This is a genomic window from Hyalangium versicolor (assembly GCF_020103695.1).
In the GTDB taxonomy this organism is placed as follows: domain Bacteria; phylum Myxococcota; class Myxococcia; order Myxococcales; family Myxococcaceae; genus Hyalangium; species Hyalangium versicolor.
Map to the genome: position 1 here is coordinate 1 of NZ_JAHXBF010000023.1, position 21,489 is coordinate 21,489.

At 66.7% G+C, this 21,489-nt stretch carries 11 protein-coding genes; 1 reads left to right on the forward strand and 10 read right to left on the reverse strand.

The window, feature by feature from the left end; all coding sequences use genetic code 11:
* Positions 1–367 precede the first annotated feature (367 nt).
* From KY501_RS38530 to KY501_RS38550, 5 genes are all read right to left on the reverse strand, one after another.
* Positions 368–1,843: a hypothetical protein gene (locus KY501_RS38530; protein ID WP_224368879.1), complete on the reverse strand. Its 1,476-nt coding sequence runs from the start codon at positions 1,841–1,843 to the stop codon at positions 368–370.
* Positions 1,844–2,095: 252 nt separating this feature from the next.
* The gene (locus tag KY501_RS38535) at positions 2,096–4,081 is read right to left on the reverse strand and encodes a hybrid sensor histidine kinase/response regulator (RefSeq protein ID WP_224368880.1); all 1,986 of its coding nucleotides are present in this window, start codon (positions 4,079–4,081) and stop codon (positions 2,096–2,098) included.
* Between the two features lie 99 nt (positions 4,082–4,180).
* Positions 4,181–11,464, reverse strand: coding sequence for a HAMP domain-containing protein (locus KY501_RS38540; protein ID WP_444881616.1), 7,284 nt, complete (start codon positions 11,462–11,464; stop codon positions 4,181–4,183).
* A gap of 655 nt (positions 11,465–12,119) precedes the next feature.
* Complete coding sequence (locus tag KY501_RS38545; RefSeq protein WP_224368882.1) at positions 12,120–12,998, reverse strand: hypothetical protein; 879 nt, start codon at positions 12,996–12,998, stop codon at positions 12,120–12,122.
* Between the two features lie 24 nt (positions 12,999–13,022).
* Complete coding sequence (locus tag KY501_RS38550) at positions 13,023–13,247, reverse strand: hypothetical protein (RefSeq protein WP_224368883.1); 225 nt, start codon at positions 13,245–13,247, stop codon at positions 13,023–13,025.
* Between the two features lie 142 nt (positions 13,248–13,389).
* Here KY501_RS38550 and KY501_RS38555 point away from each other — a divergent pair, with 142 nt between their 5' ends.
* Entirely contained in the window at positions 13,390–14,832 is a 1,443-nt protein-coding gene (locus KY501_RS38555) for an MATE family efflux transporter (protein ID WP_224368884.1), read from the forward strand.
* 28 nt (positions 14,833–14,860) lie between these two features.
* On the opposite strand, the gene KY501_RS38560 is transcribed toward KY501_RS38555, so the two are convergent.
* The 5 genes from KY501_RS38560 to KY501_RS38580 all read right to left on the reverse strand — a co-directional run.
* Positions 14,861–17,998 carry an efflux RND transporter permease subunit gene (locus KY501_RS38560; RefSeq protein ID WP_224368885.1) on the reverse strand — a complete coding sequence of 1,046 codons (3,138 nt, stop codon included), beginning with the start codon at positions 17,996–17,998 and terminating at the stop codon, positions 14,861–14,863.
* Positions 17,999–18,019: 21 nt separating this feature from the next.
* Complete coding sequence (locus KY501_RS38565) at positions 18,020–19,159, reverse strand: efflux RND transporter periplasmic adaptor subunit (RefSeq protein WP_373691698.1); 1,140 nt, start codon at positions 19,157–19,159, stop codon at positions 18,020–18,022.
* 91 nt (positions 19,160–19,250) lie between these two features.
* The gene (locus KY501_RS38570; protein ID WP_224368887.1) at positions 19,251–20,003 is read right to left on the reverse strand and encodes an outer membrane lipoprotein-sorting protein; all 753 of its coding nucleotides are present in this window, start codon (positions 20,001–20,003) and stop codon (positions 19,251–19,253) included.
* A 146-nt stretch (positions 20,004–20,149) separates the two neighbouring features.
* On the reverse strand, positions 20,150–20,965 hold the full coding sequence (locus tag KY501_RS38575) for a LytR/AlgR family response regulator transcription factor (RefSeq protein WP_224368888.1): 816 nt from the start codon (positions 20,963–20,965) through the stop codon (positions 20,150–20,152).
* The coding region (locus KY501_RS38580; protein WP_224368889.1) for a sensor histidine kinase at positions 20,962–21,489 on the reverse strand (528 nt) is incomplete at its 5' end. The genes KY501_RS38580 and KY501_RS38575, both read right to left, overlap by 4 nt.

The following is a 21,489-nucleotide window of genomic DNA, read 5'->3' on the forward strand; positions in this document are numbered from 1 at the left end:
GCCACCTGGCTCATCTGCGCCGCCGCCCCAGCGGGAGTATTCCCCTTACGCGCGGAACTCACCCATATGAGGCTACCCGTGTATGGAGGAACATCAGGCCTGGCCGGATGCAAGAATAAGAAGTCGCTGTCAGTTCGCGCAGCGACGCAAAGGGTGCTTCCTTCCTCGTAGAACGCGACGAGCGACGCATAGTCAATGCACCGTGAGGCAACCTTTCTCTCAAGGAAAGCATCACCATATCTCGCGGGCTCGAACCAACGAAACTCGTCGAAAGCAAGACGAAGCAATTCTCTCACGCTCTCCCCAGATGGGACACCGGGGGGCAAGCAGACATGCGTCTTCAGACCCAAACTCTTGCTCAGAGAGGTCACGGGAACGGCCTCACGCTGGCCCTTCCCTGCCGTCCAAGAATTGAGAGCAGATCACGTAGCGGTTCCGTGAGCCGAGTTGCTCCCTCGGAATGCTTCGGCGAACGAATCCAGAGTTCCACATGTCCGCCGTACTTCTCTACGTACCGTAGCATGGCCATGAGATTACCTCCCAGTGACAGGTCCTGGCGCGCCTTGGCCTCGATGAGGAAGTAGGGCTGGCCCCAGACCAACTCCCCTGGTGTGGGGCTGCTCATCACCGCATCAGGGATGAAACCCTCGGCCTGGCTGCCCGGCGGCGGCATCATCATCGCCCGATTCTTCTCCTGCTTGCGTGCCTGAAGCACCAGTTGCTCGAACTCACCTCCGGCTCCCTTGTTCTTCAGGATCAACTCGTACTTCCTCTTCCAGTCCGCGTCGATGGCGAAGCGGAAACTCGAGTACTTCTCCGGGTGGCGGAACTGATAGTCCACCCAGGCGGCCGCCATGTGCTCGGCTGTGCCCGGCTCCAGACGCAGCCCCGCCTCACCCACGCGCGAGCCCACCAGCGACACCTTGCCTCCGCGCTGCAACGTCGCGGCCGCCTTCAGCAGCGGCTTCTCCAATCCGGCCGCCACCCGCCGCAGGAAGGCCACCTCCTCCTCACTCAACCGTCCTCCCTTGGCCACATCGCGCAGCAGCTTCTCCACCTGCGCCGCATCCTCGGAGCTCAGGTGCGAGGCCACCCGCTGGAGCACGCGCATCTCCTCCAAGCTCCGGCCCGTCACCAGCGCCGCGCGCTCCACCCACTGCCCGCCCTCAGCGAGCGCACGCCCCGACACCAGCGGTATCAACACGCCTATCGCGCACAGCAACCGCTCGTTCGCGTCCAGCTCGCGGCCCGTCACGCTGTAGCCAATGAGGACTCCCTCAGCGTCCGCCAGCTCGCCCAGCCCCGGCATCAAGCCGTACAGCAGCTCGATGATCAGCTCCTCGGTGGAAGGGCCCTTGTCCTCCAAAGGCGTGTAGTCCAGGTGCGGCGGAGCCACCTTCCCCAGCTCGATGGCCGTGGCCAGCGAGCTGCGCCGGGCCAGCAGGTAGAGCGCCACTTCGGTGGGGCTCCTTCGCAACAGCTCCTCGTCCTGCGAATGGTCGTACGCCCAATCCAGCACGGCCCTCGCCAGCGCCTCCAGCGATTGGGTGCGCAGCGGATGCTCAGTCAGCAGGTGCCGGGGCCCTATCAGCCGCGTGCGCTCCTGCGCCGCCTCGGCCCACCGCGCCACCGCCCATGCGTAGTACTCATCCAGCTTCGCTTCGACGGCCACCTGGCGCCGAGCCTCGTCCCGCTCGTTCCTTTCACGGCCCTGTCTCAGGCCGACAGTCTGTGCTCCCACCTCCCGCCGCTGCTGCAAGGCCCGCTGCTCCCGCGGCCGCACCAGAGAGTCGCCACAGCCAGGAAGCAAGGGGCACGGATCCGAGGGGCGCGGTCCCGCCACGCACCCTCCTATCGCCAGACTCAACACCAGCACTCCCGCTACGCGCCACCACCCGCTCGGACCTCGGGTGAGAACCCACGGTGCGTCTCTCCGCCCAGCCAGAGCATCCATGGCCCCAATGTAGATGCCCTCCTCACTCCCCTGGAGAACCCGATGCGTTCTCCCGCGCACTCAACGGCCCGGGTGACGCGGATATCCTCACCGAGCCCCCGGGTCCTTGTCCTCGATGAGCTTGGAGTACACCTCCTGGGCTCAGCCCGCGGACACCTGGTGTTGCGGCACGGAGAGAGACGCCTGAGCCGCGGCGCTCGCCTGCGCCACCTCGCGAGGCAACCAGACGTGGAAGGTGGAGCCTTCCCCAGCCACTCCCCGCGACTCCACCCAGATGCGCCCACCGTGCTGCTCCACGATGCCCTGGCTGATCGTCAGCCCCAACCCCAGCCCTCCATACTTCGAGCCGTGCGCACGCCCGAAGCGCTCGAAGATGAGCCCCTGCTTCTCTGGCGGAATCCCCACGCCGCGGTCCTTCACCATCAGGTGGACCCCGGCATCCTCCTCCACCAACCGCACCGCCACCTCGCCTCCATCAGGCGAGTAGCGGATGGCGTTGGACAACAAGTTGGTGAGCACCTGATCCAGCCGCCCACGGTCCCACAGGCCCTCCAGCTTCTCGGGCGCGTCCACCCGCAGCGGGTGCGCTTGCGCGAGCACCGACATGCGCTCGCACGTCTCACGCACCAACCCCGCCATGTCGAACCGCTCCAGCTCCAGCGACAGGCGCCCGGCCTGCAGCCGGCTGATGTCCAGCAGCTCCTCGACCAGCTTGGTCATCCGATCGATCTGCCTGTTGATGATCGTCAACGACTTGCCGGGCCCGTTCTCCGTCTGGCCCCCCAGCTTGAGCATGGCCAGGTGCGCGTGGCCCTTGGCCGCCGCCAGCGGCGTACGCAGCTCGTGGCTGGCCGCGGCGAGGAAGGCATCCTTGGCCTCGTTGGCCATCCTCAGCGCGGCCTCCGCGCGCTGACGCTCGGTGACATCGCGGGCCACGCAGATGAAACGGCCCTGGCCCTCACCCGCCGCGACGTATTGGAGCACCACCTCCACCGGCACCTCCGACCCGCCCCGGCGCCGGTGCGTGGTGGTGTACGTCTGGCTCGGCAGCGTCCCGCTCAACAGCGGCGCGAGCAGCCGGCGGAAGCCCTCCTCATCCACCCCACTCTCCACCTTCAGTATGCTGCCGCCGAGCAGCTCCTCCACCGCCACGTCCAGCTGCCGGGCAGCTCCGGCGTTGGCGTAGGTGAGCGTGAGCTTCTCGGGCTCGAACATGAGGACGCAGTCGAGCGTGGCGTCCAGCGTGGCCTTGAAGCGTGCCAGCGCATCCTCGGTGCGCTTCTTGTCGTCGATGTCCGTGGCCACGGCGATGATGCCCGCCATCCGCCCGTTCTCGTCCCGCTCGGGGACCGCGCGCGCCAGGTGCCAACGCCACACCCCATCCTTGCGACGCAGACGGAACTCGCGCTCCTGCCGAGCCCCCTGCTTCACCGCCGCATCCCACACCGCGCGCATCGCATCGCGCTCCGTGGGGTGCACGTCCTCCAGGAAGAGCTCGAGCGACAGGTCCCCGTTCTCCCGACCGGTGTAGGAGCGCCACACCTGGTTGGCGTAATACATCGTCCCATCCGCACGGGCCGCCCACATGCACTCCGGCAGCGAGTCCAGCAGCCGGCGGTAGCGCAGCTCGTTCTGGCGCTCGAGCGCCTCGCGCTCCTTCTGGCGCAGCAGCGCCGCCTGGCGCTGGAGCTGCTGCTCCTTGAGGAACAGGTCCACGAAGACGCTGACCTTGGAGCGGAGGATCTCCGGGTCGAACGGCTTGAGCAGGTAGTCCACCGCGCCGTGTGCGTAGCCCTTGAAGATGTGGGCCGCGTCCCGGCTGAGCGCGGTGAGGAAGATGATGGGGATGGTGCGTGTGCGCTCGCGCTGCTTGATGAGCGCCGCGGTCTGGAAGCCGTCCAGGCCCGGCATCTGCACATCCATGAGGATGACGGCGAAGTCCCGCTGGAGCAGGAATTTGAGCGCTTCTTCACCGCTGGTGGCCTTGACCAGTTCCTGACCCAGGGGCTCGAGGATGGCCTCGAGCGCCAGGAGGTTGGAGGAGTGGTCATCCACCATCAAGATGCTCGCCCGCTGGCGAGGAGCGCTCTCAGTGGGGCGATCGATGGGAGCTTCGGTGGGAATCATGCTGAGCAAACGGGGCCCCGGGGGTATGGCCGGTAGAAAGCTAGGCCCGCGCCCCTCCAGACAGAAGCCCGGAGGGGCACGAGTCGTGCGCTATCCAACTCAGGCGTTCACCCACAAACGAATGAGCTCGATGAGCTTGTCGGTGTCGACCGGCTTGGGTAGGTAATCGCTCGCACCGGCCGCCATGCACTTCTCGCGGTCGTCCTTCAGTGCCTTGGCGGTGACGGCGATGATGGGAAGCCGGGAAAGCTGGAGATCCTGGCGGATGGCCCGCATGGTCTCGTAGCCGTCCATCTCCGGCATCATGATGTCCATCAGCACCACGTCCACGTCGGGCTGCTTGCGGAGCGCCTCGATGGCGGCGCGGCCGTTCTCGGCGAAGGTGACCTGCAGGCCGTGGTTCTCCAGAACGCTGGTGAGCGCGAAGATGTTGCGCATGTCGTCATCGACGACGAGCACCTTCTTGCCAGCCAGCTCCGTATCGTGCCCGGCGTCCCGCTGGGCCAGGGCCTGGCGGGCGCGGGGTGAGAGGTTCTGGTCCAGGCGGTGGAGGAAGAGCGCCGTGTCGCCCAGGAGCTGGTCTGGACTCTTGGGCCCGCTCTTGAGGATGACGCTGCCGGTGTAGCGCTTGAGGCGAGCCTCGTCCTTGGGCGTCAACTCCTTGCCGGTGTAGACGACGATGGGCAGGTCCCGGAAGCGAGGCTGGGTCTTCACCTCCTCCACCAGCTTGGTGCCGTCCATGTCCGGCAGCAGCAGGTCGATGACGAGGCAGTCGTACTCGCCCTTCTCCAGCGTTCGCAGCGCTTCCTGACCGGTGGGCACGGCCGTGACCACGACATCCTCGCCCTCGCCCAGCAGCTTGTTCAGGCTGTCGCGCTGCACGTCATCGTCCTCGACGAGCAGCAGCCGGCGCTCCTTGCGTTCCAGGAAGCGGGCCAGCTGGCCGAAGACGTGCTCCAGGCCCTCCTTGCTCACGGGCTTGGTGAGGTAGCCGAACGCGCCCTGGGTATTGCCCTGGTGCTTGTCCATCACGCTGATGATGTGAACGGGGATGTGGCGCGTGCGCGGGTTGCGCTTGAGGCGCTCCAGCACGCTCCAGCCGTCCACCACCGGCAATTGGATGTCCAGGGTGATGGCATGGGGCAGGTATTCGTTGGCCATGGACAGGCCGCTGTCACCGCGGCTGGCCACCAGGACCTTGAAGCCCTTCTCGCGGGCCATCTGCGCCATGATGCGGGCGAACTTCAGGTCATCCTCGATGATGAGGAGGACGCGGTCTCCCTCGCGGATGTGCTCCCGATCGTCATCCACGGAGAGCGGGGCCAGCTGCGTGTCCACTGGGGGAGGCAGCGCCGCGTCCAGCACGTGCGCGTTCTCGGCCACGGGGGGCGGCGTGTAGGCCTGCACGGGCGGGGAGACCGGCTCCACCGCCTGGCGCCCTGGCGCCGGAGGGGGGCTGGTGGGCGTGAGCGGCGTGGGCGGGGAGGACGGGATGACGCCATCATCCTCGGGCCCCACGTACTCGGGCGGCATGTACAGCGTGAAGGTGCTGCCCTTGCCCGGCTCGCTGTCCACGTGGATCTCTCCACCCAGCAGCTTGGCGATCTCGCGCGAGATGGACAGGCCCAGGCCGGTGCCTCCGTACTTGCGGGCGGTGGAACCGTCCGCCTGCTGGAAGGCCTCGAAGATGAGCTTCTGCTTGTCCTTGGCGATGCCGATGCCCGTGTCCGTCACCGCGAAGGCGATGACGCGCTTGGCCTTGCGCAGCACATCGTGATCCAGGCGCACGTGATTCTCGGCCGACTTCACCACCATCTTCACGCTGCCGGTGTCCGTGAACTTGAAGGCGTTGGAGAGCAGGTTCTTGAGGATCTGCTGCAGCCGCTGCGGATCCGTGCGGATGGAGCGCGGCGTGTTGGGCGCCAGCTCCACGGTGAAGGACAGGTTCTTCTGGTCGGCCACCGGACGGAACGAGCGATCCACGAACTGGTTGAGGTCCGTGAGGAGGATGTCCCGAGGCTCCACCTGCATCTTGCCGGCCTCGACCTTGGACAGATCGAGGATCTCGTTGATGAGGGTGAGCAGGTCTCCGCCGCTGGCGTAGATGGTGTTGGCGTACTCCACCTGCTTGCCGCTGAGGTTGCCGTCCTTGTTGTCGGACAGGAGCTTGGCGAGGATGAGCAGCGAGTTGAGCGGGGTGCGCAGCTCGTGGCTCATGTTGGCCAGGAACTCGCTCTTGTACTTGGAGATGATGGTGAGCTGTTCGGCCTTCTCCTCGAGGCTGGAGCGGGCCCGTTCCACCTCGAGGTTCTTCTCCTCGACGCGGGTGTTCTGCTCCTCGAGCTGCTTGGCTTTCTCCTCCAGCTCGAGCGCCTGCGCCTCCAGCTCGGTGTTGGTGCGCTTGAGCTCCTCCTGCTGCTGGGTGAGTTCCTTGGACTGGCTCTGCAGCTCCTGGGTGAGGCTCTGCGACTGGAGCAGCAGCTCCTCGGTGCGCATGTTGGCCATGATCATGTTCAGGACCACGCCGATGCTCTCGGTGAGCTGATCCAGGAAGATCTGATGGATGGCGCTGAACGGGTGGAACGAGGCCAGCTCGATGATGGCCTTCACCTCGCCCTCGAAGAGCACGGGCAGGACGATGATGTTGAGGGGGCTGGACTCGCCCAGGCCAGACGAGATGGTGATGTAGTCCGCGGGGACGCGGGTGAGCAGGATGGTCTTCTTCTCCAGGGCGCACTGGCCGATCAGGCCCTCGCCCAGGCGGAAGCGGTTGGAGATGTTCTTGCGCTCACGGTAGGCGTAGGTGCTCGTGAGCTTGAGCAACGGCTGGTTGCCCTCCTGGTCCGCCAGGAAGAAGGCGCCGTGGTGGGCGCCGACCAGCGGTGTCAGCTCGCTCATGATGAGGCGGCTGACGGCCTCCAGGTTCTTCTGGCCCTGCATCATGCCGCTGAACTTCGCCAGGTTCGTCTTGAGCCAGTCCTGCTCCTGGTTCTTCTGCGTGGTCTCACGCAGGTTGAAGATCATCTGGTTGATGTTGTCCTTCAGCGCGGCCACTTCGCCCTCGGCGCTGACGGTGATGCTGCGGGTCAGGTCGCCCTTGGTCACGGCGGTGGCCACGTCCGAGATGGCGCGCAGCTGAGAGGTGAGCGTGCCGGCCAGCTGGTTCACGTTGTCCGTGAGCTGGCGCCACGTGCCGCGAGCACCGGGCACACGGGCCTGGCCTCCCAGCTTTCCTTCGATACCCACCTCGCGGGCCACCGTGGTCACCTGCTCGGCGAAGGTGCCCAGGGTGTCCGTCATGCTGTTGATCGTCTCGGCCAGAGCAGCCACCTCGCCCTTGGCGTCCACGACCAGCTTCTGGCCCAGGTCACCATTGGCGACGGCCGTCACGACCTTGACGATGCCTCGCACCTGGGTGGTGAGGTTGGAGGCCATGAAGTTCACGTTGTCCGTGAGGTCCTTCCAGGTGCCGGCGACGCCGGGCACACGGGCCTGACCGCCCAGCTTTCCTTCGACACCCACCTCGCGGGCCACCGTGGAGACCTGCTCGGCGAAGGTGCCCAGCGTGTCGGTCATGTTGTTGATGGTCTCGGCGAGCGCGGCGACCTCGCCCTTGGCGTCGACCACGAGCTTCTGCTTCAGGTCACCGTTGGCGACGGCCGTCACCACGCGGACGATGCCGCGCACCTGGGTGGTGAGGTTGCGGGCCATGGAGTTCACGTTGTCCGTGAGGTCCTTCCAGGTGCCGGAGACACCGCGCACCTCGGCCTGGCCGCCCAGCTTTCCTTCCGTACCCACTTCCTTGGCGACGCGTGTCACTTCCGAGGCGAACGAGTTCAGCTGGTCCACCATCGTGTTGATGGTGTTCTTCAGCTCCAGGATTTCGCCCTTCACGTCCACGGTGATCTTCTTGGACAGGTCTCCGTTGGCCACCGCCGTCGTCACCAGGGCGATGTTTCGCACCTGGGCGGTGAGGTTGGAGGCCATGGAGTTCACGTTGTCCGTGAGGTTCTTCCACGTGCCGGCGACTCCCGGCACCTCGGCCTGGCCACCCAGCTTTCCTTCCGTACCCACTTCCTTGGCGACGCGCGTCACTTCCGAGGCGAACGCTCGGAGCTGGTCCACCATCGTGTTGATGGTGTTCTTCAGCTCGAGGATCTCGCCGCGGGCCTCGACGGAGATCTTCTGCGACAGGTCACCATTGGCGACCGCCGTCGTGACCTTGGCGATGTTTCGCACCTGATCGGTCAGGTTGCCGGCGAGGACGTTCACGTTGTCTGTGAGGTCCTTCCAGACGCCGGACACGCCCTTCACGTCGGCCTGGCCACCCAGCTTGCCCTCGGTGCCCACTTCCTTGGCGACGCGGGTCACTTCCGAGGCGAAGGCGCGCAGTTGGTCCACCATCGTGTTGATGGTGTTCTTCAGCTCCAGCACCTCACCCTTCACGCTGACGGTGATCTTCTGGGACAGGTCGCCATTGGCGACGGCCGTCGTGACCTTGGCGATGTTTCGCACCTGGTCGGTCAGGTTGCCTGTGAGGGCGTTCACGTTGTCCGTGAGGTCCTTCCAGACGCCGGACACCCCCTTCACTTCGGCCTGGCCGCCCAGCTTGCCCTCGGTACCCACTTCCTTGGCGACGCGGGTCACTTCCGAGGCGAAGGCGCGGAGCTGATCCACCATCGTGTTGATGGTGTCCTTCAGCTGGAGCACCTCACCCTTCGCGTCCACGGTGATCTTCTTGGACAGGTCTCCGTTGGCCACCGCAGTGGAGACTTCGGCGATGTTTCGCACCTGGGCGGTGAGGTTGTTGGCCAGCAGGTTCACGTTGTTCGTGAGGTCCTTCCACGTACCGGCGACTCCCGGCACTTCGGCCTGGGCGCCCAGCTTGCCCTCCACACCCACCGTGCGGGCGACGTCCGTCACCTGCTGGGCGAAGATGGACAGCGTCTGGGTCATCGCGTTGATGGTGTCCGCAAGGGCGGCGATCTCACCCTTCGCTTCCACGATGAGCTTCTGGCTCAGGTCGCCGTTGGCGACGGCCGTCACGACCTTGACGATGCCTCGCACCTGGGTGGTGAGGTTGGAGGCCATGAAGTTCACGTTGTCCGTGAGGTCCTTCCACACACCGGAGACCCCCGGCACCACGGCCTGACCGCCCAGCTTTCCTTCCGTACCCACTTCCTTGGCGACGCGGGTCACTTCCGAGGCGAACGCGCGGAGCTGGTCCACCATCGTGTTGATGGTGTTCTTCAGCTCCATCACCTCGCCCTTCGCGTCGACGGTGATCTTGCGGGACAGGTCGCCGCGGGCCACCGCTGTGGTCACCTCGGCGATGTTACGAACCTGATCGGTCAGGTTGTTGGCGAGCAGGTTCACGTTGTTCGTGAGGTCCTTCCACGTGCCCGCGACGCCCGGCACCACGGCCTGGGCGCCCAGCTTGCCCTCCACACCCACCGTGCGGGCGACGTCGGTCACCTGCTGGGCGAAGATGGACAGCGTCTCTGTCATCGCGTTGATGGTGTCGGCCAGCTCGGCCACCTCGCCCTTCGCATCCACCTTGAGGCGCTGCGACAGGTCACCATTGGCGACCGCCGTCACCACCTTGGCGATGCCTCGCACCTGTGTAGTGAGGTTGGAGGCCATGAAGTTCACGTTGTCCGTGAGGTCCTTCCACGTACCCGCGACACCCTTCACCTCGGCCTGACCGCCCAGCTTGCCGTGCGTACCCACCTCGCGAGCAACGCGGGTCACCTCGGCGGCAAAGCTGTTCAGCTGGTCCACCATCGTATTGATGGTGTTCTTCAGCTCCAGCACCTCGCCGCGCGCGTCGACGGAGATCTTCTTGGACAGATCGCCCTTCGCGACCGCCGTCGTCACCAGGGCGATGTTGCGCACCTGGGTGGTGAGGTTGGAGGCCATGAAGTTCACGTTGTCCGTGAGGTCCTTCCACGTACCGGCAACGCCCTTCACCTCGGCCTGACCGCCCAGCTTGCCATCGGTGCCCACTTCCTTCGCGACGCGGGTCACCTCGGCGGCGAAGCTGTTGAGCTGGTCCACCATCGTATTGATGGTGTTCTTCAGCTCCAGCACCTCGCCCTTCACGTCCACAGTGATCTTCTTGGACAGGTCACCCTTCGCGACGGACGTCGTCACCTCGGCGATGTTGCGCACCTGGGCGGTGAGGTTGTTCGCCATCAGGTTCACGTTGTCCGTGAGGTCCTTCCACGTGCCGGCGGCACCGGGCACCTGCGCCTGAGCGCCCAGCTTGCCCTCCACGCCCACCGTGCGGGCCACGCTCGTCACCTGCTGCGCGAACACGTTGAGTGTGTCCGTCATGTTGTTGAGCGTCGCGCCTAGCGCGGCGATCTCACCCTGCGACGGAACTTGCAGCTTCTGGCTCAGGTCACCGTTGGCGACGGCCGTCACGACCTTGACGATGCCGCGCACCTGGGTGGTGAGGTTGGAGGCCATGAAGTTCACGTTGTCCGTCAGGTCCTTCCAGACCCCGGACACGCCGCGCACCTCGGCCTGGCCACCCAGCTTGCCCTCCGTGCCCACCTCCTTGGCGACGCGCGTCACCTCGGCGGCGAAGCTGTTCAGCTGGTCCACCATCGTGTTGATGGTGTTCTTCAGCTCCAGCACCTCGCCCTTCGCATCGACGGTGATCTTGCGGGACAGGTCCCCGCGAGCCACCGCCGTGGATACCTCGGCGATGTTGCGCACCTGGGTGGTGAGGTTGGAGGCCATGAAGTTCACGTTGTCCGTGAGGTCCTTCCACGTGCCCGCGACTCCACGCACCTCGGCCTGACCGCCCAGCTTGCCGTCGCTGCCCACTTCCTTGGCGACGCGCGTCACTTCGGCGGCGAACGAGTTGAGCTGGTCCACCATCGTGTTGATGGTGTCCTTCAGCTGGAGCACCTCGCCCTTGGCGTCCACCGTGATCTTCTTGGACAAGTCGCCCTTGGCCACCGCCGTGGAGACCTCGGCGATGTTGCGCACCTGGGCGGTGAGGTTGGACGCCATGATGTTCACGTTGTCCGTGAGGTCCTTCCACGTACCGGCAACGCCCTTCACATCGGCCTGGCCGCCCAGCTTGCCGTCGCTGCCCACTTCCTTCGCGACGCGCGTCACTTCCGAGGCGAACGCTCGCAGCTGGTCCACCATCGTGTTCACCGTGGTGCCGATGCGGAGGAACTCGCCCTTGACGGACTGGCCGTCGATCTCGAGCGCCATCTTCTGGGTGAGATCACCCTCGGCCACCGCGACCAGCACGCGCGCGACTTCCGTCGTGGGCAGCACCAGGTCGCCGATCAGCGCGTTGATGGAGTTGACGCTGGTGGCCCACCCCCCACGCACGTCCCCGAGCGTCACGCGCTCGCCCATCCGGCCCTCGCGGCCGACGACGCGCTCGACGCGGACCATCTCGTCCGTGAAGGTAGCATTGCGGCCCACCAGCGCGTTGAAGGCGTGGGCGATCTGGTCCAGCATCCCGCCGCTGGTGTTCTCGGGCAGGCGAACGGTGAAGTCACCGGACTCGGCGGATCGGAGCGCCGCGAGCAGCGGGAAGAGCGGATCCGCCGGCCGCGTCGCCTCTGCCCGGCCCCTGAGGCCGGGGCTGGTATGCCTCCCGGTGCCGTTACCGTTGCCATTGCGGCGGGGACCGTTGCCAGGGGAAGCAGGCTCGGAGACGGGCTGCTCGTCAGCGACCTGGGTCAGGCGGGACCTGACTCGGTTGGCCGGGCTCTTCGTGGCGGGCTGGGAAGTCCCTCCCCCGCTGGCTGGCTCCTTGCGACGGGAGCCACGCTTCTTGCCATCGGGGGGGATGTTGTCGTTCTCGTCCAAGAGATGAACCTCAGCTAGGGATGGGGGACGCGCCACCGCGGAGGGGCACGTATCCAGAAGCCAACTTCTAGAGGAGTTCCGAGGGTTGTCGACTGCCGAGCGAAACCGCTTGGGTCAACGGTTCAGAACTCAACCTCATTCGGTCGAGGGCCCATGCTCCAGGTGTGCCTGGACCCTTGGGTCTTTTGCTAACGCTTCAAGGGGCCGGAGCCGTGCACGGAAGCCCGTCACAGCCCTGAACGTAGAGGGGCCGCCCGGGGAGCCGCCGGGCGGGCGTCCGGGTCCGCAGAGGGACTTCGGCCCGCTGGCCCGTCCTGAGATCGAGCGAGAGCCCTTTGTCCGAGCCACAGGCCAGCAGGACGCGCTCGGGAGCGTCCTGCCACCAGAGCTGCTCGACCTCGCAGGGGGCCTCGGCGAGGAGCGGGGTGAGGGTGCTCGCCTCGTAGGCCACCACGCCGCCGCCCACGAGCACGGCTGCCAGGGAGCCGCCCGAGCCCACTGACAGGGCACCGGGAGCGGGCAACCGGGCTTCCCCCAGTACCTCTCCCTGGGGGGAGATGGAGAGCAGCTGCCCCTCGGCATCCAGGGCGATCACGCCAGCCGAGTGTCCCGCCAGGGCCACGGGGGCAAAGTCTCCCACCGGTACAAGCTGGCCCGCCTCCTCCTTGAGCAACTGCTCACCGGTGGCAACCCACAGCCGGTCCTGTCCATCGAAGGAGATAGCCCGGGCGCCCGGAGCGAAGAAGACGGTGGGCGGCCCCTCCCGGCGGCACAGGGCCACGGCGCGAGCGCCGAAGATGGCCGCGCGCGAAGCATCCGGCGCCACCGCCCAGCCCAACCGGGGCCCCTGCAGGGCTCCCGTCAGGCACTGGTTGAGCGCACCGAAGTGAGGGTCTGTCGTGGGAGAGGACACCAGGTACGGCAGGCTGGTGGTGGCAATGGAGACGAGCAGCCCGAGCCCCGCGGCCATGATGAGCGAGAGGGCCCACGAGCGCTGATCGAGCACGCGAGCGTATCGCCCCGAGGGCCGGGCCCCTCTCTTGCCTGCCGTGAGGATGACGTCGCGATCGCGCAAGGTGTCACGCCGGGCCGGACGGCCTCAGGGCTTGCGCGGCTTGTCGGCCTGGGACTTCTGCTGGAGACGCTCGGAGAAACTGCCCTTGCCAGTGGAAGGGAGCACCTCCGCGGCGACGCGCTCGCGCTTCATCGCCGCCAGGGGGCTGGCGGGATCCCCGTCCACGGCCTCTTTTTCGTATTGATCCTGACCGCTGAGGACGCGGCCCACGGGACGGGACCGGATGGTGCGTCGATTCGTGTCCACCATGGCGGGTGCCTCCGTGCTAGGGAACCCCTTTGTACCGCGAATCCGCCGAGTGCGCATGGGTAGGCACCGGAGGCACGTTCCCCTGGCTGGAGGGAGGCACTGTCTGGTGCATTCCTACCTTTGAGACTGATAGAGCCTGCGCATGCAATCCAAATTCGGACGTGACCTGACGACGGGGAGTATTCCGAAGCACCTGGTCGCGTTCTCCATCCCGATGCTCCTCGGGAGTTTTCTCCAGACGGCGTACAGCTTCATCAACGCCATCTGGGTGGGGCGGTTCCTGGGCACCTCGGCCCTGGCGACGGTGACGGTGAGCTTCCCCGTCGTCTTCGTGCTGTTCGCCATCGGCATGGGCCTCACGATGGCGACGGGCATCCTGGTGTCGCAGAACTTCGGCGCCAGGAAGATGGACGAGCTGAAGAAGGTCGTCGACAGCTCGACCTTGCTGATCTACTCGCTGTCCATCGTGCTCACCGTGCTCGGACAGCTCTTCGCCCCGAGCGTGCTGCGCGCCATGGACACGCCGCCGGAGGTCTTCGACGCGTCGGTCAGCTACCTGCGAATCTTCCTGCTCTCGATGCCGCTGGGCTTCGGCCTGTTCCTGACGCGCAGCCTGCTTCAGGGCATAGGGGACTCGAAGACGCCGCTCTACTTCCAGTTCGGCTCGGTCCTCTTCACCACGGTGTTGGATCCGCTCTTGATGTTCGGCTGGCTCGGGCTGCCGAAGCTGGGGCTGAATGGAACCGCCTGGGCCACCGTAATCTCCCAGGCCCTGGCGCTTGTGACGCTGATCTCCTACCTCCGGGTGAAGAAGGTACCGGTCGCGCCCTCTTGGCCCAGGCTCAATCACCTGGGGCCCATCACCTGGAAGACGCTGAAGATCGGCGTGCCAGCCGCGGTGCAGCAGTCGCTCGTGTCGATCGGCATGGTGCTGGTGACGGGGCTCGTCAACGGGTTCGGAGAGATCGCCACGGCGGCGTTTGGCGCGGCCTCGCGGATCGATCAAATCGCCTTCATGCCGGCGATGACGTTCGGCATGGCGATCTCGACGCTGGCGGGACAGAACCTGGGGGCGGGGCACCACCACCGGGTGAAGGAGATCTTCCGCTGGGGCTGCCTGCTCGCGGGAGGCACCACGTTCGTCATCTCGGCCATCGTGGTGGCGTTCCCCGATGTGCTCCTCAAGGTCTTCGTCTCGGATCCCGCCGTGCTGGCGCCGGGGATCTCGTACCTGCACATCGTCGGGAGTTGCTACGTCCTGTTCGCCCTGCTCTTCGTCAGCAACGGCATCATCAATGGTTCGGGCCACACGCTGATGACGACGGTCATCTCGCTGCTGAGCCTCTGGCTGATCCGCGTCCCCGTGGCCTGGTGGCTGTCGCGCCGCATGGGGAGCGTGACGGGGATCTGGTACGGGATGGCCCTGAGCTTCGGCTTCTCCCTCATGGCGAGCATGGGCTACTACCTCTCGGGCCGCTGGAAGCGAGGGCTGGCCAAGAAGCCTCCCGCCGCGGAGCCCGAGCCCGCCGCCCCGAAGACTCCCAACCCTGGAGAGATCTTCGGCCACGAGACGGGAGAGGTGTAAGCACCCCTTCCGCATCCCAACGGAATGATCATTGCGGCTGAGGCGCTCCGCTCTCCAGCGGGGCCTGCCACTTCGCCTCGCCGCGCAGCTTCTGCATCAGCACGTAGAGGCCAGGGATGAAGATGAAGTTGACCACCGTGGACACCAGCATGCCGCCGAACACCGCCGTGCCCAGCGAGTTGCGCGAGGCCGAGCCCGCACCGGAGGCTGTCATCAGCGGCACCACGCCGAGCAGGAAGGCGATGGACGTCATGAGGATGGGGCGCAGGCGCACTTCGGCCGCCTCCACCACCGCGTCGAGGGCGCTCTTGCCGCTCTCGCGCAGTTGCTCCGCGAACTCCACGATGAGGATGGCGTTCTTGCTGGCCAGCCCCACCAGCATCACCAGTCCCACCTGGCAGAACACGTCATTCGTGTACCCGCGCAAGAGCTGCAGGCCCAGCGCGCCCATGATGGCCAATGGCACCGAGAGGATGATGACCAGCGGCAGGAGGAAGCTCTCGTACTGAGCCGCCAGCACCAGGAACACGACGAGCAGCCCCAGGCCGAAGATGATGGCCGTCTGCCCACCGCTCTGCTTCTGCTCCAGGCTGATGCCCGTCCATTCCGCGCTCATGCCCTGCGGCAGGTGCTGCGCGGCCAGGGCCTCCATCGCCGCCATCGCCTGTCCGGAAGACACACCCGGCGCGGCCTGCCCGTTGATTTCCACCGAGCGGAAGAGGTTGTAGTGGCGGATGACCTGCGCGGACACGGTGGGCTGCACCTTCACCAGGGACTCCAGCGGAATCATGTCCCCGCCGTCGCTGCGCACATAGAAGGAGCCGATGTCCTGCGGGCTGTCGCGGAACTGCCGCTCGGCCTGGACGTAGACGCGGTACGCACGGTTGGCGTAGTTGAAGTCGTTGACGTACTGGCTGCCCATGTAGACCTGCATCGTGCTGAAGATCTGCTCGATGGGCACCCCGAGCGCCTTCGCCTTCTGCCGGTCCACCTCGACGTCGAGCAGGGGCGTGTCGGCGTTGAAGCCGGTGAAGACACCGCGCAGCTGGTTGTCCTCGCTGCCCCTGGCCACGAGTGTCTGCGCGGTCGAGGCAAGCAGGTCCAGCGAGCTGGAACCGTCCCTGTCCTCGACGACAAACTGGAAGCCCCCCACGCTGCCGACGCCGCGGATGGCGGGCGGCTGGAAGGGAACCACTCGCGCGCCGCCAATCCGGCCGAAGGGGCCGCGCAGCCGTTCCACCAGCGCAGCCACCGTCTGATCCTTGCCGGGCCGCTCCTCCCAGTGCGTCAGGGCGACGAAGATGTTGGCCATGTTGGAGCCCGTGCCCTGAGCGGAGAACCCGCCCGTGCCGAAGATGACTCGCACCTCCGGCTGGGCCTTCAGGATCGTCTCCACCTCCGCCATGACCTTCTCTGTCTGGCCCAGTGACATGCCCTCGGGCCCCTGCACGGAGATGATGAGGTAGCCCTGGTCTTCATCGGGGATGAATCCCGTGGGCGTCACCCGGAGGAGCACCCATGTGGCCCCGAGGCACAGGAGGAACGCCATCAGGAGGATGACGGGATGCTTCAGCAGCCTTCGCAGGCTGCGGGCATACAGGGCCCGCGTCCTGTCGAGCGCATTGTCCACCCAGCGAAAGAACACCCACTTCTCACCCGTGGAGTGCCTGAGCATCCGCGCGGACAGCGCGGGTGTCAGCGTGAGGGCGCAAAAGGTGGACAGGGCTACCGATGCGGCGATGGTGAGCGCGAACTGCCGGTAGATGGCGCCCGTGGTACCCGGGAAGAGCGCCACCGGGACGAACACCGCGACCAGCACGATGGAGATGGCGACCACCGCGCCGGCCACCTCCTTCATGCCTTCCCGCGCGGCCTGCGCGGCCGACAGCTTCCGCTCCACCATCAGCCGCTCGATGTTCTCGATGACGACAATGGCGTCATCCACCACGAGGCCCGTGGCCAGGGTGAGACCGAAGAGGGTGAGCGTGTTGATGGAGAAGTCCATCCACCAGACGAAGGCGAAGGTGCCCACCAGTGAGACCGGGAGGGTGAAGGCGGTGATGAGCACGCTGCGCCAGCCGTGCAGGAACAAGAAGATGACGAGGATGACGAGCGCAATCGCCTCCACGAGCGACCTCAACACTTCGTGGAGGGTGGCGCGCACCGCCAGCGTGGTGTCCAGGCTTCGCTGGAACTCCATGCCCGGGGGGAACTGCTTGGACAGCCGCTCCATCTCCTCAAGCACGCCGTCGCGAACGGTGAGCGCGTTGGCGGTGGGGAGCTGGAGGATGGCGAGCCCTACGGCCACCTTGCCGCCAAAGCGCATCAGCGTGCCGTAGTTCTCCGCGCCCATCTCCACGCGGCCCACGTCCTTCACACGGACGCTCTTGCCGTCCGTCTGGCGCATGAGGACGATCTCGCCGAACTCGTCCGGCTCCACCAGCCGGCCGCGTGTGCGCACCGCCAGCTGGTAGGGCTGGTCCTCATCGACGGGTGGCTGTCCCACCGTACCCGCGGCCACCTGGAGGTTCTGCTCCTGGAGGGCGCGTGTCACGTCCTGCGGGGTGAGCTTGCGGCGCGCCAGCTCCGTGGGGTCCAGCCACAGGCGCATGGCGAACTTGCGCTCGCCGAAGATGCGCACCTCCCCTACGCCGCGCACGCGCTTGAGCGCGTCCTTGAGATTCACGTCGGCGTAGTTGCTGAGGAACCTCGCGTCATAGCGCTCGTCCGGGCTGAAGAGCGCCATCGACATGAGGATCTGACTGGACGCCTTGTTGACGACGATGCCGGCCTGGTTCACCTGCAAGGGCAGGCGTGCGGCAGCACGGCTGACGCGGTTCTGCACATCCACCGTGGCCACCTCGATGTCGCGCGTAGACTCGAAGGTGATGGTGAGATTGCTGGTGCCGTCATTGCTGCTGGTGGAGGTGATGTAGCGCATGCCCTCCACACCGTTGAGTTCCTGCTCCAGCGGGATGGTCACGGCGCTCTCCACCACTTCGGCGCTGGCGCCCACGTAGGAAGCGGAGACCGTCACCTGCGGCGGCGCCAGGTCCGGGTACTGGGCGACGGGCAACGTGGGAATGGCGATGGCTCCCGCCAGCGTCAGCAAGATGGAGCAGACGATGGCGAAGACGGGCCTGCGGATGAAGAAGTCGATGAACATGGTGCTCTCCGTCCCTTCGGCTCAGCGGACGTTCGCCGGCGGCACGTTCGCCAGGGACTGGGGGGTGGGCCGTGCCTCGGCGTGCTGCGCGGCCTTCACCTGGACGGGCATGCCGTCACGCAGGGCCTGCATGGACGAGATGGCCACACGGTCGCCCGCCTCCAGCCCCTTCTCCACCACGTAGGACAGCTCCCCCAGCACGCCCAGGGTGATGGGACGGCGCTCCACCACCGTCTTGCCTTCCTTCTCCTGCACCACCAACGCGAAGGGCTGGCCGCTCTGGCGCACCACCGCGAGCGCCGGAATCTGCAGAGCGTCGCGCACGGAGTAGACGACGCGCGCGCGCACCAACTCACTGAGGCGCAGGCCCAGCGTGTTGCGGAAGGAGGCCTTCACCTCCACCAACTGGGTGCGTGGGTCGGCTTGCGGCGCAACGAAGAAGACGTTGCTGGTGAGCAGCACCTTCCCCTGGGCGTCGAGGAGCTCCAGCGCTGTGTCCGGCTTGATGGAACGGGCGCGCGGCGAGGGCACCGACACGCTGACCTCGAGGACGTCCGTCTGGGCAATGCTGGTCAGCGGAGTGGAGGCGCTGACGAGGTCCCCCACCCGCACCAGCACATCGCCCACGGTGCCCGCGAAGGGAGCGCGCACCCCATGGAGCTGCAGTTGCACCTGGCGCTGCGCCACCTGCGCGGCCGCCGAGCGCTCTGCGGCCTCGGCGGCTTCCACCTGGGCTCGGGCGCTCTCCAGTTCCTCCGTACTGGCGATGCCTCCCTGGTTGAGAGCCTCCGTGCGGGCCAGGATGCGACGGGCCAGTTCCAGGTTCACCCGTGAGGAACCCAACTGGGCCTGCGCGCTGTCGAGCGCGGCGGTCTCCTCGCGTGCGTCCACCTCCACCAGCGGCGTGCCTTCCTCCACTCGCTGACCGGGGTGCACGTGGATGCGGCGCACGGAGCCGGTCACCTGCGGCAGCAGCGTGACACTCTGCCGCGACAGCAGGCTGCCCAGGTACTCGCCGGTGTCGCGCAGCTCGCGCGGCACCAGCGACACCACCTCGACCTCCCGGGGCGGAGGCGCCGCCGGAGCCGCCTTCTTCTCCGAGCAGCCAGTCACCGCCGCCACCACCGCCACACTCCACACCGTCTTCTTCAGCGCCTCCAGGGGGCGCACCCGCTTCGCCAGTCGCACCGGGACTCCGTCAGGAATGCGTCCAGGCGCGCCTGGACGGGCTCGAATTCACGCGGTACCAGGCTCAGCTGCGCGGCGTCCCCGGCCTGAAGACCGAGGCGTCAATGGGCGCGTCGTAGCGGGCGCTCTGGATGATCTTCTCGCCCTGCTTGCCGTCAGCCTCCCACTGCGTACGGTAGCTCAGCATGATTCCGTCCACGTCGCGGTAGTCGGAGAAGGTGACGGCCTTGGTGTACGCCTTGCCCTCATGGATGCCGGCGTAGGTGCGGCGCACCTCGAGGAAGGACCCCTGGTCGATGAGGCGAACCTCCGTGGTGGTGCCACGGGTGAGGATCAGCTTGAACGCGGGACTGCCATTCACCTCCTCCACGCCGTCCAGCTTCAGCGCGACGCCCTGGGCCTTCGGATCCAGCAGGGCGTCATCGAAAGGGGCGCTCTCGGCCATCATCGTGTTCTTCTCCTTGTCCATGCGCTGCGGAGCGGCCGAGCCCTCCACGATCCATCCCTGCTGGCCGTCGAACACTTTGCTGACCTGGGCGCCGTTCTTGTCCATGTCGTGGCGCACGAAGTTGGGGCGCGCGCGCTGCACGTGGGTGGTCGTGACGGTGTCCCCCTCCCGGGTGACAGTGGTGAGCAGGAGCGTCTTCACGGCCTTGAGCCGCTCCTTCCCTCCCAGGGCCTTCAGGTGCTTGTCGACGACGGTCTGGAGCGTCAGCTTGTCCTGGACACACTCGGCGCCCTCGCCAGCGGCGGCGATTGCGGGAGTGAACGTCAGACCGAGGACCAGGAACGAGGTAACGAGAGACTTGCACAGCATGGGATGCCTCCGTGGAGAGTGGGTTGCGGGAGGCACAGTGCCCGCGCGAGGGCCGCACAGGTGGAGTGTTCAGCCGGTGGGGACGGGGCTGCGGCGAATGGGCACCCCCGTGCGGCGAACGGGCCACATCCCCGGGATGCACCTGCTCAGCGCAGGTGCTGGAACTTCTCGCGGTGGCTGCGAGCGACGCGCAGCTCGGCACCACCCGTCAGCACCACGATGAGATCCCTGCGGCCCTCGTTGCGTAGCTCGCGGATGCGGCGTGAGTTGACGATGGCCGAGCGGTGGATGCGCATGAAGCGCTCTGGATCCAGGCGCGCCTCCAGGCTCTGCATCGTCTCGCGATGGAGGTACGCCTTCCCGCCCGCATGAATCTGCACGTAGTAGTCGGCGGCCTCGATGTATTCGATCTCGTCCACGTCGAGGAACACCACGCGGCCCGCGTCGCGGATGGCGAGCCGGTGCATCCACGGATCGGGGGCCAGGCTGGGCGCGGGGGCCGGGCTGGGCACGGGAGTGACGTCACGCTCGCCATAAGTGGAGAGCACGGACATCAGCCGCTGGCTCAGGTCGGACATGCGCGCCAGGCGGATCTGTGCCTTCGCTCGGCCAATGGCGTCGTGGAAGCGGTCGTCGCGGAAGGGCTTGAGGAGGTAGTCGAGCGCGTGGATGTCGAAGGCGCGCAGGGCATAGCGATCATACGCGGTGACGAAGATGACGGCAGGCACCTCGCTGGGCTCCAGGTGGGAGAGCACCTCGAAGCCATTGAGCTCGGGCATCTGCACGTCGAGCAGGACGAGATCGGGCCGCTGTTCACGAATGAGGCGCACGGCCTCCGGTCCGTTGCCGGCCTCGCCCACCACGCTGACCTCTGGGTCCGAGGCGAGCAGCAGGCGCAGCCCCTCTCGAGCCAGGGGCTCGTCATCCACGACGAGCGTGCGGATGCAGGCAGTCGCGTTCATGACACGGGCACCTCGGGCGGGGCGGACTGGAAGGGCAGCTCCAGGCGGGCGCGCACTCCGCCTCCGGCGCGGTTCTCCAGCGTGAAGGCGTGGCCGTCTCCGTAGAGTTGGTGCAGGCGGGCTCGCACGTTGGCCACACCAATGCCACCTCCCTGGGTGTCCCAGCCCGGCGTGAGCCCGGGGCCGTCATCGAGCACTTCGAGCACCAGACGGGCGCCTTCACGCCAGGTGCGCAGCTCCACGCATCCGGCTCCGGAGCGGGTACCGAGCCCGTGCTTGATGGCGTTCTCCACCAGGGGCTGGAGGATGAGGCTGGGCACGAGCGCGCCGAGCGTGGCGGGGTCAATGGCGCGGACCACCTGGAGCCGGTCCTGGAAGCGGGTCTGCTCGATGTCGAGGTAGCGGTCCAGGAAGTCAAGGTCCTCATGGAGGGGGACCTGCTGGCGACTGGTGGTGTTGAGGGCCATGCGCAGCAGCTCGCTGACGCCGGTGAGCATGCGGATGGAGCCGGCGGTGTCCTGCTT